General features: G+C 68.5%; 15 protein-coding genes. 4 read left to right on the forward strand and 11 right to left on the reverse strand.

Annotation, left to right across the window (positions count from 1 at the left end; translation table 11 throughout):
• Window positions 1-599 precede the first annotated feature (599 nt).
• From V3391_RS12455 to V3391_RS12465, 3 genes are all read right to left on the reverse strand, one after another.
• Complete coding sequence (locus tag V3391_RS12455; RefSeq protein ID WP_332078752.1) at window positions 600-1,034, reverse strand: response regulator; 435 nt, start codon at window positions 1,032-1,034, stop codon at window positions 600-602.
• Window positions 1,031-2,050 (reverse strand): sensor histidine kinase, encoded by a 1,020-nt coding sequence (locus tag V3391_RS12460; RefSeq protein ID WP_332078753.1) that lies wholly within the window; start codon window positions 2,048-2,050, stop codon window positions 1,031-1,033. Before V3391_RS12460 ends, V3391_RS12455 begins: the two co-directional genes overlap by 4 nt.
• A gap of 127 nt (window positions 2,051-2,177) precedes the next feature.
• A complete protein-coding gene (locus V3391_RS12465; protein ID WP_332078754.1) occupies window positions 2,178-3,272 on the reverse strand; it encodes a PA0069 family radical SAM protein in 1,095 nt (364 codons plus the stop codon).
• Window positions 3,273-3,470: 198 nt separating this feature from the next.
• Here V3391_RS12465 and V3391_RS12470 point away from each other — a divergent pair, with 198 nt between their 5' ends.
• A complete protein-coding gene (locus V3391_RS12470; protein WP_332078755.1) occupies window positions 3,471-4,793 on the forward strand; it encodes a sigma-54 interaction domain-containing protein in 1,323 nt (440 codons plus the stop codon).
• Window positions 4,794-4,887: 94 nt separating this feature from the next.
• On the opposite strand, the gene V3391_RS12475 is transcribed toward V3391_RS12470, so the two are convergent.
• From V3391_RS12475 to V3391_RS12500, 6 genes are all read right to left on the reverse strand, one after another.
• Window positions 4,888-6,198, reverse strand: a complete 1,311-nt coding sequence (locus tag V3391_RS12475; RefSeq protein WP_425497290.1) for a transporter family protein — start codon at window positions 6,196-6,198, stop codon at window positions 4,888-4,890.
• 115 nt (window positions 6,199-6,313) lie between these two features.
• Window positions 6,314-7,072, reverse strand: coding sequence for a hypothetical protein (locus V3391_RS12480; protein ID WP_332078757.1), 759 nt, complete (start codon window positions 7,070-7,072; stop codon window positions 6,314-6,316).
• 13 nt (window positions 7,073-7,085) lie between these two features.
• Window positions 7,086-7,781: a C39 family peptidase gene (locus V3391_RS12485; protein ID WP_332078758.1), complete on the reverse strand. Its 696-nt coding sequence runs from the start codon at window positions 7,779-7,781 to the stop codon at window positions 7,086-7,088.
• 182 nt (window positions 7,782-7,963) lie between these two features.
• Window positions 7,964-9,511 (reverse strand): adhesin, encoded by a 1,548-nt coding sequence (locus V3391_RS12490; protein ID WP_332078759.1) that lies wholly within the window; start codon window positions 9,509-9,511, stop codon window positions 7,964-7,966.
• A 53-nt stretch (window positions 9,512-9,564) separates the two neighbouring features.
• Window positions 9,565-10,182 (reverse strand): hypothetical protein, encoded by a 618-nt coding sequence (locus V3391_RS12495; protein ID WP_425497291.1) that lies wholly within the window; start codon window positions 10,180-10,182, stop codon window positions 9,565-9,567.
• The gene (locus tag V3391_RS12500; protein ID WP_332078761.1) at window positions 10,182-10,703 is read right to left on the reverse strand and encodes a hypothetical protein; all 522 of its coding nucleotides are present in this window, start codon (window positions 10,701-10,703) and stop codon (window positions 10,182-10,184) included. The genes V3391_RS12495 and V3391_RS12500 overlap by 1 nt, the downstream gene beginning before the upstream one ends.
• A gap of 300 nt (window positions 10,704-11,003) precedes the next feature.
• Between V3391_RS12500 and cls the strand changes: the two genes are divergently transcribed.
• The 3 genes from cls (at window position 11,004) to V3391_RS12515 (ending at window position 13,846) form a co-directional block, all read left to right on the forward strand.
• Entirely contained in the window at window positions 11,004-12,446 is a 1,443-nt protein-coding gene (gene cls, locus V3391_RS12505) for a cardiolipin synthase (protein ID WP_332078762.1), read from the forward strand.
• Window positions 12,447-12,806: 360 nt separating this feature from the next.
• Window positions 12,807-13,088 (forward strand): hypothetical protein, encoded by a 282-nt coding sequence (locus tag V3391_RS12510; RefSeq protein ID WP_332078763.1) that lies wholly within the window; start codon window positions 12,807-12,809, stop codon window positions 13,086-13,088.
• Complete coding sequence (locus V3391_RS12515; protein ID WP_332078764.1) at window positions 13,085-13,846, forward strand: pyridoxine 5'-phosphate synthase; 762 nt, start codon at window positions 13,085-13,087, stop codon at window positions 13,844-13,846. The genes V3391_RS12510 and V3391_RS12515 overlap by 4 nt, the downstream gene beginning before the upstream one ends.
• A 246-nt stretch (window positions 13,847-14,092) precedes the next feature.
• Here V3391_RS12515 and V3391_RS12520 read toward each other — a convergent pair whose 3' ends face one another.
• On the reverse strand, window positions 14,093-14,503 hold the full coding sequence (locus tag V3391_RS12520) for an ExbD/TolR family protein (RefSeq protein WP_159681208.1): 411 nt from the start codon (window positions 14,501-14,503) through the stop codon (window positions 14,093-14,095).
• 15 nt (window positions 14,504-14,518) lie between these two features.
• Window positions 14,519-14,941 (reverse strand): ExbD/TolR family protein, encoded by a 423-nt coding sequence (locus tag V3391_RS12525; RefSeq protein ID WP_159681207.1) that lies wholly within the window; start codon window positions 14,939-14,941, stop codon window positions 14,519-14,521.
• Between the last annotated feature and the right edge of the window lie 6 nt (window positions 14,942-14,947).

Here is a 14,947-nt window from a genome sequence, read left to right on the forward strand (position 1 = left end):
GCTGCGTGCCGCGTCAGGCGAGGAGCGGAGGGCACCGACGCGGCTCCATCGCGTCGGCTCGCGTCCGGCGAAGGGACCTTTTGGTTCCTTTTGGGTCCATCCAAAAGGGACTCGCACGCGCAGCGGGCGAAAGCCGTGCACTTGCTCGCGCTTTTTTGCTTGTCGCTCCGGCATGAGAGAAACGAATCAACGTCAAAAGCCAAGATCAAAAACAGGGCTTCCGCGCTGTCGCGCGGCTTACTTTTGTCTTGGCAAAAGTAAGCAAAACCGTCTTCGCCGGACGCGATCCGCCGCAATACAGCCGCGGCGGTCCCCTGCGCTTCTCGGTCGACGGGGCACGCAGCCCAAACTCGCTGCGCTCAGACATGGGCTGCTCTTCGACCCCGTCGCCCTGCGATGCTCGGCTCGCTCTACGGCTCGATTCAAGTCAAAAGCCAAAGCAGAGCCGGAGCAAACGCAACGGCAAAAGCCAAGGCGAAAGCGAAGGCCGCGTTTTCTCTATGTGCACGCCCAAGCGGCACACGGTGCACACGCCGCGCGCTAGACATCCGCCGCAGAAGAGTCCGACCGCCTCAACGGTCGAAACCCCAGAACCTCAATCAACCCCTCGGGTGATTCAACACAAGCCAGTAGAGCCCGATCTGCTTCACCACCTCGACGAACTTCTGGAAGTCCACCGGCTTGCGGATGTAGCTGTTCACGCCCAGCGCGTAGCTGGCTTCGACGTCGAAGGGCTCGGTGCTGGTGGTCAGTACGACGACCGGCAGGCCGCGGGTCGCGGGGTTCGCGCGCAGGGCCTGCAGGACTTCGCGGCCGTCGAGCTTGGGCAGGTTGAGATCGAGCAGCACGATCGACGGCAGGTCGGCCGCGTCGCGCGCCGCGTACTTGCCCTGTGCGAACAGGTAGTCGAGCGCTTCGGCGCCGTCGCCGACCACGACCAGCTGGCTGTCGATGGCGGCTTCGGCGAAGGCGATGCGGGTCAGCTCGGCATCGTCGGGGTTGTCCTCGATCAACAGGATCGTGTGGTCGCTCATGGCGCGGGGGCGTCCTCGTCCGGCACCGCCGGCAGTTCGATGAAGAAGGTGGTGCCGGCGTCCGGTTCCGATTCCACGCGGATGTGTCCGCCCTGCGCCCGCGCCAGCTGCTGGGCGATGGCCAGGCCGAGGCCATGTCCGGCCCCGTCGTCGGCGCTGTGCAGGCGCCTGAACGGCACGAACAGTCGTTCAGCATAGCGCATGTCGAAACCGCGGCCGGCGTCGCGCAGGCGCAGCTGCAGGCGGTCGCCGACGCGTTCGCCGTCGAGGGTGATGCGCACCGTGTCGCGCTGCGAAGAGAACTTCCAGGCGTTGTGCAGCAGCTTGCCGAGCAGCTGCTTGAGCGCGTGTTCGTCGCCCCAGGCCCACAGGTCCGGCGCGATCTGGATCTCGGCGGCGCGGCCCGGCTCGGTGTCCTGCAGTTCGGCGCAGATCCAGTCGCCGAGCAGGCTGATGTCGACCGCCGCCGACGCGCGTGGCGGGCGCGAGGCGCGCATGGTCTCGAGCAGGGCGTCGATCAGGCCGCCGGCGTGACCGGAGGCGTGCTGGATGCGCTGCAGGTGGTCGCGGGCGGTCTGCGGATCGGCGGTGCCGTCCTGGGCCAGCAGGCGGCGCGCGAACTGTTCGATCGCGCGCACCGGGGCGCGCAGTTCGTGCGAGATGCCGAAGGCCAGGGTTTCCTGCTGGGCTTCGAGCGTCTTCAGCGCGGTGTCGTCGTGCAGCTGCAGCAGCGCGGTGCCATCGGCCAGCGGGCGCAGGGTCAGTCGCAGATGGCGGCCGGTCGCCTCATCGGGAACGGAGACATCGCGCAGGGTGTCGTCGGCGGCGGGCAACCGGGCCAGCGCCGCATCGATGTGCGCGGCGAGGCCGGGCAGGCGCTCGCGATGCGCGGCATGGCCGACCAGTGCGGCGGATGTGACGCCCCAGATGTCGCCCAGCGCCGCATTCGCCCGCAGCCAGGTGCCGTCCGCCGCGAGCACGGCGAGGCCGTTCGGCAGCTGGTCGATCAGGTCCACGGAGGCGCCCGCGTCGGGGGCGTTCCGCAGGGGCGCGGCATCGGACATTGCGACGGAGGCTTCGAGGTGACCGCGCAGTGTAGGAGACGCCGGCGTCGATGCGAGGTGCAGGCGGGGTGAATGCGCCCTAGAACAGCTCGCCCTGGGGCGAGGCCGCCCGCAGGGGCACGAACAGATCGGTCCGCAGCGGCGGCAGGCGGGCGAAGCCGAGCGTGCGCCGCGCCCGGGCGAAGCGCGCGGCGATCAGATCGGCGAACGGCCCTTGCCCGCGCATGCGGTGGCCGAAGGTGCTGTCGTAGTCGCGGCCGCCGTGCAGCTGCTGCAACAGGCTCATGACGTGCGCAGCGCGCTCGGGGTAGTGCAGCTGCAGCCACTCGCGCCAGACCGCCTTGAGTTCGTTCGGCAGCCGCAGCAGCACATAGCCCGCACTGGCGGCACCGGCCTCGCGCGCAGCGGCCAGGATCGCTTCGAGTTCCGAATCGCTGATCGCCGGCACCACCGGCGCCACGATCACCCCGACCGGCACACCGGCCTCGTGCAGCGCGCGCATCGCCCGCAGCCGCGCGTGCGGGGCGGCCGCGCGCGGTTCCATGCGGGCCGAGAGGCGGTTGTCGAGCGAGGTCACCGAGAAGTGCACCGTGACCAGACCGTCGGCCGCCATCGGCGCCAACAGGTCGAGATCGCGCACCACGTTGGCGCTCTTGGTGACGATGCTGAAGGGGTGGCGGGCCTCGGCCATGACCTCGATCAGCGACCGGGTCAGCCCGTAGCGGCGTTCGATGGGCTGATAGCCGTCGGTGTTGATGCCCAGCGCGATCGGCGAGCACACGTAGCCGGGGCGGGCGAACTCGGCGCGCAGGCGCTCGGCGGCATTGGTCTTGGCGAACAGCCGCGTCTCGAAATCCAGCCCGGGCGACAGGTCCAGATAGGCGTGCGAGGGCCGGGCGAAGCAGTAGACGCAGCCATGTTCGCAGCCCCGATACGGATTCACCGATTGCGAGAAGCTGATGTCGGGCGAAGTGTTGCGGCTGACGATGCTGCGCGCGCGCTCCTCGGTGACGACGGTGGCCGGCGAGATCGCCTCGTCCTGGAGTTGTTGCAGGGCGTCCCAGCCGTCGTCCTCGGCGGTCGCCGAGCGTTTCTCGAACCGCCCGGCGACCCAGGACGCGCTGCCGCGGCCCTTCAGGGCGACGGGAACGGGGGGCGGCGCACGCGAACTCATGCCGGCAGTGTCACCGGCGGGCGTCTCAGCCCCTGCGACCCGGCTCCAGGTGAATGCGCACGCGCGCGGTGTCCGCCTGCGGACGCTCCCGGCGTTGGTCCGGACTGACACTCGGGGCATCGAATGGAGAGGGGGCATGTCTGACCGTTTCGTGCCGGCACTGGCCGGTCCGTCCGCACGTCCGTACGGCGCCGCGTCATGGCGTCGATGACGGCGCCGCGCGTCCAGCGCTGCGCGGTCTGGTTCGGACGACCCAGTGCACGCGACGAAGCCGTGTTCGCGGCCAGTGGCTGGCACCTGCGCGTGGCGCGCCCCGACACCAGCGTGCAGGTCGGCATGCGCGGTGGCGATCTGGTGATCGCGGTCGTCGACCTGCGCGGTGCCGATGTCACGCACCTCGCCGCGCTCGAAGCCATCCTGGCCGAGCACGCCGACCTGCCGAGCCTCGCGCTCGCCGACGACACCACCGACCTGGGCGATCCCGCCTGTCAGCGGATCCTCGCCCGCTGTGGCGGCCGCCTGCCGCAGCCGCTCGACCCGCAGACCCTCGATGCCACGCTGGCGACCCTGCTGGCCAGCCCGCGGCGCGACATCGCCAGCGTCGGCGGCGAGAGCGCGGTGATGCTCGGCGTGCGCGCCCTGCTGCACCGCTATGCCGACGTCGAACTGCCGGTGCTGATCACCGGCGAGTCCGGCACCGGCAAGGAACTCGCGGCGCACGCATTGCACGATCTGTCCGGACGACGCACGCGCCCGTTCGTGGCGATGAACTGCGGCGCGATCTCGCCGACGCTGGTGCAGTCGGAACTGTTCGGCCACGAGCGCGGCGCGTTCACCGGCGCGGCGACGCGACGCACGGGCCTGTTCGAATCGGCGGACGGCGGCACCGTGTTCCTCGACGAGATCGGCGATCTGCCGCTCGATGCGCAGACCAACCTGCTGCGCGTGCTGCAGGAAGGCACGATCGAACGCGTCGGCAGCAATCACGCGATCCGCGTCGACGTGCGCGTGCTCGCCGCGACGCATGTCGATCTGGAAGCGGCGATCGCCGCGGGGCGGTTCCGCCAGGACCTGTACTACCGCCTTGATGTGTTGCGGCTGCAGCTGCCGCCGCTGCGTGCGCGCGGCACCGATGTCGAACTGCTCGCGCGCCAGTTCCTCGATGAATTCCGCGCGGGCCATGCGGTACAGGCGCGCGGCTTCAGCGCGGCCGCGCGGCAATGCCTGCGTCAGCACACGTGGCCGGGCAATGTGCGCGAACTGCTCAATCGCGTGCGCCGCGCCGCGGTGGTCGCCGAGCACACGCTGATCGAACCGGCGGATCTGCAGCTCGGGCACTCGAATGCACAGGTCGTCGCGCTCGATCATCACCGCGACCGCACCGAACGCGATGCCCTGCTCGATGCCTTGCGCGCGACTGGTTGCAACGTCAGCGCCAGCGCGCGCCGGCTCAGCGTGTCGCGCGTGACGATCTACCGGCTGTGCCGCAAGCACGGCGTGTCGCTCGAGGCGTTCCGCTGAAGGTCTTGCGGCGGTCGTTCGGGCGCGCGCTTGCGCGCGATGTGGCGCCACCGCCGAAGCCCCATCGCGCGCAAGCGCGCGCCCACAGACGCCGCTACAGCGCGTAGGGCACCTTCACCGTCAGATTGAAATCCGGTGCGTCCGGGGTCAGGCCGATGCCGAGCACGCCGACGAAGGTCGCGTTGGGCGTCATCGCGTGGGTGACGCCCAGGCTCATCGTCGCGGCATTCGCGTCGCTGCCGATCAGCTTCATCCAGTCGGCACCTTCGTAGCGCGTGCGTGCACGGGCGTTGAGGCGATCGCTGAAGGAGATGCTCAGGCTGGTGCGCTCGTTGAACGCGAACGCGACGCCGGCGCCGAAGTAGAACGCATCGCCCAACTCCACACGCCCGGGATTCGTCGTGTCCGGATTGTTGTCGAGATCGCCGAAATCCTTCGCGAACGAACGCACGTAGCCGATGTTGCCGAACAGGATAGCCGGATCGGTGGTCTTGACCGCCGACAGGCCGACGGTCGCCTGCCACAGGCCGTTGCCGGTGGGCTGCTCCTCGGGTACCGCGAAGCGGATGAAGTTGTCCGAATCACGTTCGAGCACGCGCCACGGAATGCCGTAGGGCTCGCGGCCGGTCGGCGCGGTGACACCGACATTGAGCACGGTTTCCGGCCAGGGACCGCGTTCGCCGAACAGTTTCCAGTTCGCGCTCGCGCTGATGTCGCCCAGGCCGTGGCCGTCGGTTTCCTCCTGCGCGATCGCGGCCGCCGCGCCGCCGGCGCCGCCTTTCTGGTAGACGGTCTTGCGCGCGATGTAGGGCACGTCGAGGTTCAAGCTCAGGCGCGGGCTGACGCCCCAGCGCGCGGCGAAGTTGTAGTTCACCGTGTCGGATTCGACGTTCTCGATCGCGATGTTGCCGAGGAAGATCGCATCCAGCGCGAGGAAGCCGTTGAGCGTGACCTGCTTGCGGTCGTAGCGGTTGTAGCTGATGCCGTTTTCGAGCGTGAGCCGGCGGTTGAACAGCGCCGTGCTCTGCTGTTTGACGTCGGCGACGCTGCGCGAGTCGGTGTCTTGGGCGCGCTGCGCATCTTCGGCGGTGCTGGCGTAGCCTTCGTCGCCGCGCGGTGCTGGCGCCGCAGCCGCATTGGCCGGCAGCGGCGGCGGACTGGACGATGGCGTCGACGACACCGGCGCAGGTGCGACCGGTTGCGCCGCCATCTGCGGCGCGTCACGCGCTGCGATGGCCGGCGCGACGCCTGCGACGCGCGCCTGCAGCGCCTGGATCTGCATGTCCAGTTCGCGCAGCCGGCGCACCTCCTGCGCGTAGTCCTGCTTCAGCGACTGCAGCGCCTGCAGCAACTGCTGCATGCGCACGCGGTCCTCGGCGGTGATCTGCCCGGCGTCCTGCGCCATGCCGATCGACGGGCACAGCAGTGCCAGTCCCAGCGCGAGAGCCAATGGCCGTCGCGCGCGTGTCGGTGTCGATTTCAAGGTGCCCCTCCTGCATCGACGCGTGTGTGTGCCTGCCTCAGATCCCGCCGACACGTGTCATGCCGATGGCCTGGACCAGGTTCTGGTGGATGGTCTGGCTGGACGGCACCGACTGGCGCACGAGATCCAGTTGCAGCTGGTTGCCGACCGCCTGGCCGTTGCCGGCGAGCTGGATGCTCTGGCCGATCGAACGGGCGTCGATCCATTGCTCGGCCGCGCCCTGACCGGCCACCTGCAGCAGGATCCGCGCGCCGCCGTCCTCGAGCGACGCCCGTGCATGCGCGCCGCCCAGCGTCATGTCGGCGACCGTCGTACTGGCGGCATTCGCAGCCGCGACGGGCACGTCGCCCTCGCGCACCTGCAGCGACATGCCATTGCGCGCGATGTTGCCGTCACCGGCGACCTGCACGCTCTGCACCAGACCGCCGACATTGGCGAGGCCCGATGCATCCACGTCGCCGGTGCCGGCGGCCGCGGCCAGTGCCGGCGTCTGTTCGGTGATGGTGACGCTGGGCTGGAAGCTGACCTCCGGCTTCGCGCCGCGCAGGTCGAAGCCCAGTTTCACCGCGCTCTGGATCGATTGGCCGGCGCTGGTGACCCAGTTCGACACCATGGTCACGCCGAACCAGGCGACGCGGTTGTCGCCGACGATGTAGCGGCCGCGCATCGCGCCGAGCTCGCTGTCGGGAATCTCGCGCAGGCCGCTGGCGTGCGTCGTCGTGTCGTCGCTGGACCACGCCGGCGCGACGCTCGCGCCCAGGGCGATGGCCACCAGCCATGTCGTGTAGTTGCGCATCTCGTGTCTCCTCTCAGAACAGGTCCGCGTGGCTGAAGCCGAAATCCAGCAGCTCGGCATCGGTCACCGGTCCCTGACGCGCGAACAGCCGCTTCGCGCTCGGGCGCTCGACCGGCTGCAGCAGCGCGGTCGAACGGTCGAAGTCACTGCCTATGACGATAAAAATGGCCCGCGACGGCCACGATTCGAGAAACTCCGCCATCGGCACACTGCGGTTGCCGAGGATCGGATCGGCGACTTCCGCGTACTCGCCACTGACCTGCTTGAGCACGACGAAGTGGCGGAAGCCGCGCACGTCCATCAGCACCAGGCCCGGCACGCGCAAGGCGCGCAGGCGGTCTTCCTCGATGCGGTAGCCGCGGCCGCGCATGCCCAGCGATTCCACGTAGCGCTTGATGTCCAGCAACGAGAAGCCGCGGGACTGCACCACCGCCGGATCGGCCAGGCCCATCATCCCTTCGATGACCGTCGCCTCGTCGACGTCGAGCCGGTAGGCGAACTTGAGCACCGTCGCCAGTGCGGCAGCGCCACAGCTGTAATCGGTGTGCTGGCGCACGATGTTGCGGTAGCGCGCCTCGCGCATGCTCTCCACGTTGACCGGCATCACCGCGCCATTGGGCAGGATGCCCTGGAAGGCCACGTCGGCCGCCCGCACGGGGCTGGCCAGCGCGAGCAGCGCCACTGCGATGCCGGCAAGACTGCGGATCATTGCGTTCGACTCCTGACGCGCCTGGCGCGCATCGCGTGTCTTCCATTGCCGGACCGGTACCCGCCTCCGGCAATGGAAGTCACGACCTTCGAAGGAAGGCCCCGCGCCACGGGGCATGTGGCGCGGGGCTTCCGGGAGAAGCCCGGCCTGGGGGCAGACCGGGCGTCACACCTCGTGGGCGCTTACTCGCCGCCACCACCGCCCGGAGGCGGGGCCGCTGCGCCCGGCTGCGCGACCGCCATCGACAGGCTGTTGGCCTGCAGATTGCCGGTACCCGCCGCCACGTTCACGCCGATGTTGCCGGAGGCCGCGCTGAAGGCGCTGCCCGACAGGCTGGCATCGTTGGTCGCCGCGACCGCCACCCACTGGGTCGTGCTGACTTCGCCGCTGAGCGACGCTTCCAGTTCGGTGTAGCCCAGTTCGATAAAGGCCAGTTCGCCGGACTCGGAACCCTCGTAGCTGCCTTCCGAATCGGTATCGAACGCGAGACCGCCCACGCCGTCGCGGTACGGGTTGTCGACCGCACCCTGGCTCTCGTTGTCGAAGTCCGCGTGTCCCATCGACGGGCCCTGCGGATGCTGCTCGCCTTCCCACATGTCGGCGTAGAAGTTCGACTGCTGGTAGGCGTTGCCGCGCGACTCGGTGGTGCCGCTCGTCGAACCTTCGTAGCCGCCGTAACCCACCGCGATCGAGCCGCCGCTGAGCGTGCCGCTCATCGTCATTTCGGTGCTGTCGGTGAAGGACTCGTAGCTGCCGGCGTTCGAGGTCATGTTGCCCGACGACGCCTGGTTGGAGCTGACGCTGGCCTGCGCATAGGCGGCGGTGGCGACCGAAGCGGCCATCGCGTTCTTCTGCGCGTTGTTGTTGCCCGAAGCGATGTTGACGCCGATGTTGCCGGTCGCCGCCGAGAACGCGTTGCCGCCGAGGCTGGCCGCGTTGGTCACGCCTTCGTTCATCGTGATGTTCTGCGAACCGGACTGGTTCACGAACACTTCGGCATCGGCGAGACCGAACGCGAAGCCCGCGTCGGCAGCCGACAGCGCCGCGGCGTTGTCCTGCACGTTGTTGTCGCCCGCGGCGACGTTGAACAGCAGGTTGCCCGAGGCTTCCGACCCCACGTCGTCGGCGATGCTGGCGGTGTTCTCGAGCACTTCGTTGGCGCCGAGGTTGCCGCTGACCGACTGGCGGTTGTCGACGACGGCGATCGCGGCCGAGTCGAGATCGATGTTGCCGGTGATGGTCGGGTCGCCGGTGAAGGCGATGTCCGAGCTCAGCGACAGATCCTTCTCGAGATTCACCGACACGCCGTGTTCGTTGCGCTCGCGACGGACGTCGGAGCTCACGTTCTCGGTGCGATCGATGTTCTCGTACACCTGGTTGGTGCGGATGCGATGGGCCTCGTCGAGGCTCTGGTCGACCTGCTGGTTGACCTCGCGGTTGAACGAGTCGTTGACGCTGATGTCGTAGGACTCGGTGAGGCTGCGGTCCACGGTTTCCGTCAGGCTCTGGTCGACCGTCTGGTTGACGGTCTGGGTCCAGTCCTGCGTCTGGTTGACCGTGGTGTTGACCTCGGTGTTGCGGTTGGTGACGTTGGTTTCGTAATTGCGCGTGTCGTCGACAGTGATGTCGTGATCGATGACGGTCCAGTCGTAGTAGGTCTGCGCCTGGGCCGTGCCGACACCGGCAGCGCTGACGGCAATCGCCAGCAGGGTGGTCTTGATGGTCTTCATGTCTGTGATCTCTCTCTCGTCTGCTCTCGTGGAGTTCCCGTTGAAGTGCCCGGTCACGGCCCCGCCTGGATCGACATCGCCAGCGTGTTGCCGGTGTCGTTCCCGGATCCCGCGACCTGGTTGAGCTGCAACACACCTTCGAAGCCCTGCAGCGCAGTGGACTCGACGGACGCCACGCGACGATTCGATGTCGCGCCCCCGTGTTCGAAACCGTGCTGTTGCCCCGCCGACGCGAACGCCGCCGACAGCGAACTGTCGTCGTCGCTTTCGCGTATGCCCTGTTGCGCCAGTGCAAGCGACACCGCGTTGAACGACGCGTTGCCGGCCCCACTGGCCTGATTGATCGATGCGATGCCCGACGCGCCGGCGAGCGTGTTGCCGGCGATGACGGCCGTGGCCGTGTCGGGTGAAGTGGCGAAGTCGCGACGGCGCGACTGGCGCGCGTCGACATCGGCGATCGCATGCGTGCCGACCGCGATCGCACGCAGGTTCGCCTGCTGGTTGAGATCGCCTGCGGCGAGGTTGATCGCGATCGCACCGGACGCGCCGGTGAACGCATTGCCGTCCACGCGCGATTGCGTGAGATAGCCGAGCATCGCCGGGTAGTCGTCGGCGGCGAACACCGGCACCGCGGCGAGCAGGCCCAGCGCGAGGCAGGCGGCGATGCGGATCACGGCCCACCTCCATTCGCCGGCTGGGCGAAGGGCATCTGCGACAGCGCACCGGTGATCTGGCTGCCGATACCGCGGGTTGCGCCGGTGACCATGCCCGAGACGCCGCCGGTGGCCGCACCGAGCGTGCCGGCCCCCTGCACGCCACTGGCGTCGCGTGCATTCGCGCCGCCGCCCAGCGTCCCGGTCAACACCTGGGTCACCGGCGCGGCGATGCCGCCGTTGCCGCGCATCGCGCCCTGCACCTGGTGGCCGGTATCGAGCGCGAGGAAGTCGGCATCGCTCAGTTCACCGCCGGGCAGCGACGGCATCAGCTGCCGGTTCGGAGTCGGATCCACGATCAGGCCGATGCCCGGAGGCGCCTGGCGCACCGCATGGCGGGCGCTGACGTCGCGCAGCAACACCATCTCGCCGGGCGTCGGCTGCACGCCGGCGCGCGCGCCGGCGGCATGCACCGTGCCGGCGGCCAGTGCGAGGCACGGCAGCAGCAGGATCAGGCCCGTCTGGATTGGCTGGCGCATGTCGGCTCCCCGGTTCTTCAGCGAGGGAGTCAACGCAGAGCGCGTGCCAATTCTTTTTATCCTTTACGATCAATCACTTGTGATCATTTACGCGTTCGCGCGCGTTGCTGGCCGTTGCCGCCTGTTACAGGTAGGTCGACCGTCGAACGCCTCGAACCGCGCCACGACGCGGCTGCGCGGGTGTCACACGAATGCGACACCCGGATGTGACAGGTCACAGCGCTGCGACCTTGCGCGTTTTTTTGCATGGGGCGCCGCTACCCTGTGCGCGGCGCGATCGGCGCCGTCGTCGAGTCGTCCATGTCCGGAAACCTGCAGCGCGCCTGGGAGTGGTTCGCGACCATGCCGCATCTCGTGACGCTGCTGACCGTGGGCTGGGCGCTGTATCTGCTGGTGCTGGGCATGTGGATCGTGCTGCAGAAGCGCGAGCCGGTCGCGACGCTGAGCTGGCTGCTGGGCCTTGCCCTGCTGCCCTACGTGGGCTTTCTGGTCTATCACGTGTTCGGGCCGCAGAAGATCCGCCGCAATCGCCTGCGCCGCAGCCACAGCCGCGCGTCGATGCGCAGCGCGCAGATCGAGGCGGAAGAAGGCGAGGCCGCCGAACTCGTGCGACTGGGACAGGCGACGACGGGATTGCCGGCGACGTCTTCGGCGCAGGTCGAGCTGCTGGTCGACGGCGCCGCGAAGTACACCGCGCTGCTCGCCGACATCGCGCGCGCCGAACACCACGTGCATCTTGAGTACTACATCTACGAACCCGACACGACCGGCGCCGCGTTGCGCGATGCGCTGGTCGAGCGCGCACGCGCCGGCGTGCACGTGCGCGTGCTGCTCGATTTCGTCGGCTCGAAGGCCTCGCGCAAGTTCTTCGCGCCGCTGCTCGATGCCGGCGGCGAACTCGCCTGGTTCCATCCCATGCGCTTCGGACGCATCTGGCGGCGGCCGTGGACCAATCTGCGCACGCATCGCAAGATCGTCGTAATCGACGGCCGCATCGGCTACACCGGCGGCATGAACATCACCGACGAGCAGGACGAACGGCTGCGCGACGACGCCTATCGCGATCTGCACATGCGCCTGGTCGGCAAGTCGGTGCGCGTGCTGCAGCTGGTATTCGCCGAGGACTGGGCCTACGCCACCGGCCGGCGCGATTTTCTCGCCGACGTCGAACGGCAGACGCCGCCGGCCGATGCCGGACCGATCCGCACCCAGGTGCTCACCTCGGGTCCGGATTCCAACTGGGAAGCGATCCATCGCGCGCACGTCGGCGCGATCCACGCGGCGAAGCAGCGGGTGTGGATGACCACGCCGTACTTCGTGCCCGGCGAGGCCGCGATGATGGCGCTGACCTCGGCCGCGCTCGCCGGACTCGACGTACGCCTCCTGGTGCCCAGGACCAGCGATTCGACACTGGTGACACTGGCCGCCCGCTCGTACTTCGGCCAGCTGCTGGTCGCGGGCGTGAAGGTCTACGAGTACCGCTCGCGCCTGTTGCACAGCAAGACGTTGCTGGTCGACGACAATCTCGCCCTGATCGGCAGTGCCAACTTCGACCACCGCAGCTTCCGGCTCAACTTCGAGGTCTCGGTGCTGTTCGACGACCCCGGCATGGCCGCCGCGCTCGCCCAGTACATCGAGCGCGAGTTCGCCAATGCGCCTCGCGTCCAGCGCGGCCGGCACCGCCCGCTGCTGAGCGCGCGCCTGCCCGAAGCCCTCGCCCGGCTGTGTTCGCCGCTGCTGTAGCCGCGCGCTTCCGGGGCGGACCACAGCCCTTCATAGGATGGGTCGAGCGCAGCGAAACCCATCGTTCGCCGAGCCTCGTGTCGCGCAGGTACACGCCCGTTGAATATGTGTTCCGGCCATTCGGAAAACCCAACCTCGCATTCGACGTACAGGCGAACGCATCCGCGATGGTTTCGCTGCGATCTGCCCGGCCCACGGATCGACAAGCCCGCTTCGACGCCGGCTTCCACGTGGAACACCGCACCGCAATCCGCCGCCCGTCGCGCCAATGCCACGTTCGTCGACACGTCGCCGCGCCCGACGCCGGTTCCGGCCGGCGACTGGTTTAGACTCGCGGACACGTCAGGCGGAGTCCGTCCCATGCCCTGGTTGTTCCTGTTGCTCGCGCTCGGCGCGGTCGTCATCGCGTTCACCACCACGTCGGTCCCGCTCGCGGCGATCTCGCTGGTGCTGTCGCTCGTGTTCGTCGTGATCGGTGTGCTGGGCTTGCTGGCGCAGCGTGTCGGCAACCAGAGCCGCAGCGAAGCGATGATGGTCGACCCTGCGGAGCTGCGTCGTCTGCGCGAGCAGGCCGATGCCCGCCGCGCGGCTGCCGCGTCGCCGGTCGACGATCCGGCCCGCACGCCACCCACCGGGCCGTGACCCGGCTCAGCGTCAACGTCAACAAGATCGCGGTGCTGCGCAATTCACGCGGCGGTCGCGATCCCGACGTCGTGCGCGCGGCGCGTGCCTGCCTCGATGCCGGCGCGCACGGCATCACCGTGCACCCGCGGCCCGATGCGCGGCACATCCGTGCCGACGACGTGCGTGCACTCGCGCGAGTGACTGCGGCGCGCGCCGTCGAGTTCAATATCGAAGGCAACCCGTTCGCGCCACCGCGCGACGGGTATCCGGGGCTGCTCGCGCTGTGCGAGGAAACACGTCCAGCGCAGGTCACCCTGGTGCCCGACGGCGATGCGCAGCTGACGTCGGACCACGGCTTCGATTTCGCGCGCGAGCGCGACGCGCTGATTCCGCTGGTCGCGGCATTCCACGCGCTCGGCTGCCGCGTCAGTCTGTTCGCCGATGCCGGCGCCGACATCGAAGCCGCGCGCGCCAGCGGCGCCGATCGCATCGAGCTCTATACCGGTCCGTGGGCCGAGGCCTTCGACTCGGGCACGCCCGAGACGGCGCTGCCCGCATTCGTGACGACGGCGCGCCAGGCCCGCGCCGCGGGACTCGGGGTCAATGCCGGCCACGATCTCAGCCAGGCCAATCTCGGCGCGTTGCTCGCAGCGCTCGGCGGGATCGACGAAGTCTCGATCGGGCACGCGCTGATCGGCGAGGCGCTGTACGACGGCCTGGACACGACGGTGCGCCGCTATCTCGCGATCACCGAGGCAGCAGCCCCGCGCGTCTGATCCGGACGTTCGATCCGCGCATCTGATCCCGGCGTCCTGTGCGCAGCCTCGCGCGCCGGATCCGCACGCCCTTCCGCTACTACGACCGCGGTGTGACGCGCGTCCCTGCTCCGGCGCCATCGAGTCCGCACTGACGCCACGTCCGGCATGCCGGCACGCAAAAAAAACGCCGCCCGAAGGCGGCGTTCAAATCACTGCATCGATCACCGGCGCGTGCTGCAGGCCCGCACCGGTGCTTGCTGCGTATTACTGGCGCACGAAGCCGATCTTCTGCATCTGCGCGTTCTTCGCTTCCGCCAACACCTTGGCCAGCACGCCGTAATCGGCGTCGCCACTGGTGTCGATCTCGAGCGTCGGCTGATTGGTCGGGTCACGCTGGACTTCCGACTCCATCATGTTGCGCAGTGCCGAGACTGGCGTCGGGCTGTCGTTCCAGAAGATCTGGCCCGAACCGTCGATGCGCAGCCGGATCGGCTCCGGTGGTTCCACCGGATTCTCCGGCGGCGTCGTGGAACGCTGCGGGAGATCGATGTCGATTGGATAGGAAGCCTTCGGCGCCGTCACCATGAAGATGATCAGCAGCACCAACATCACGTCGCAGAGCGGAATGATGTTGATGTCGGCCATCGGGCCTTCGCCACCGGATGAAAATGCCATGCGTGTTGCTCCGGTTTACCTGTTTTCGACCGTCGCGACGAAGCCGACCTTGCGCATGCCCTGGGCCTGCGCAGTGTTGACCACGTCGTTGATCGTCCGGTACTTCGTCGTCGAGTCGCCACGGATGTTGACCGGCGGCTGCGGCGTCTTCTGGGCCTCGACCGAGAAAGCGCTCTCCAGCAGCTGGAGCGTCACCGGCTCGTCGTTGAGGTAGATGTCACCGGTTTCGGTGACCGCTACCGTCAGCGGCGTCGGGCCTGGTGCCGTTTCCGGCCGCTCGTCGAGGTTAGCTTCCGGCAACTCGACCTGCACTTTGTGCGCCATCAGCGGTGCCGTGACCATGAAGATGATCAGCAGCACCAGCATGACGTCGACAAGCGGGACGATGTTGATCGTGGCGTTGACCTTGTCGTTGCCACCACCTGAGCTGAAAGCCATATCTGA

The organism is Luteimonas flava, from assembly GCF_036584485.1.
Lineage (GTDB): Bacteria > Pseudomonadota > Gammaproteobacteria > Xanthomonadales > Xanthomonadaceae > Luteimonas > Luteimonas flava.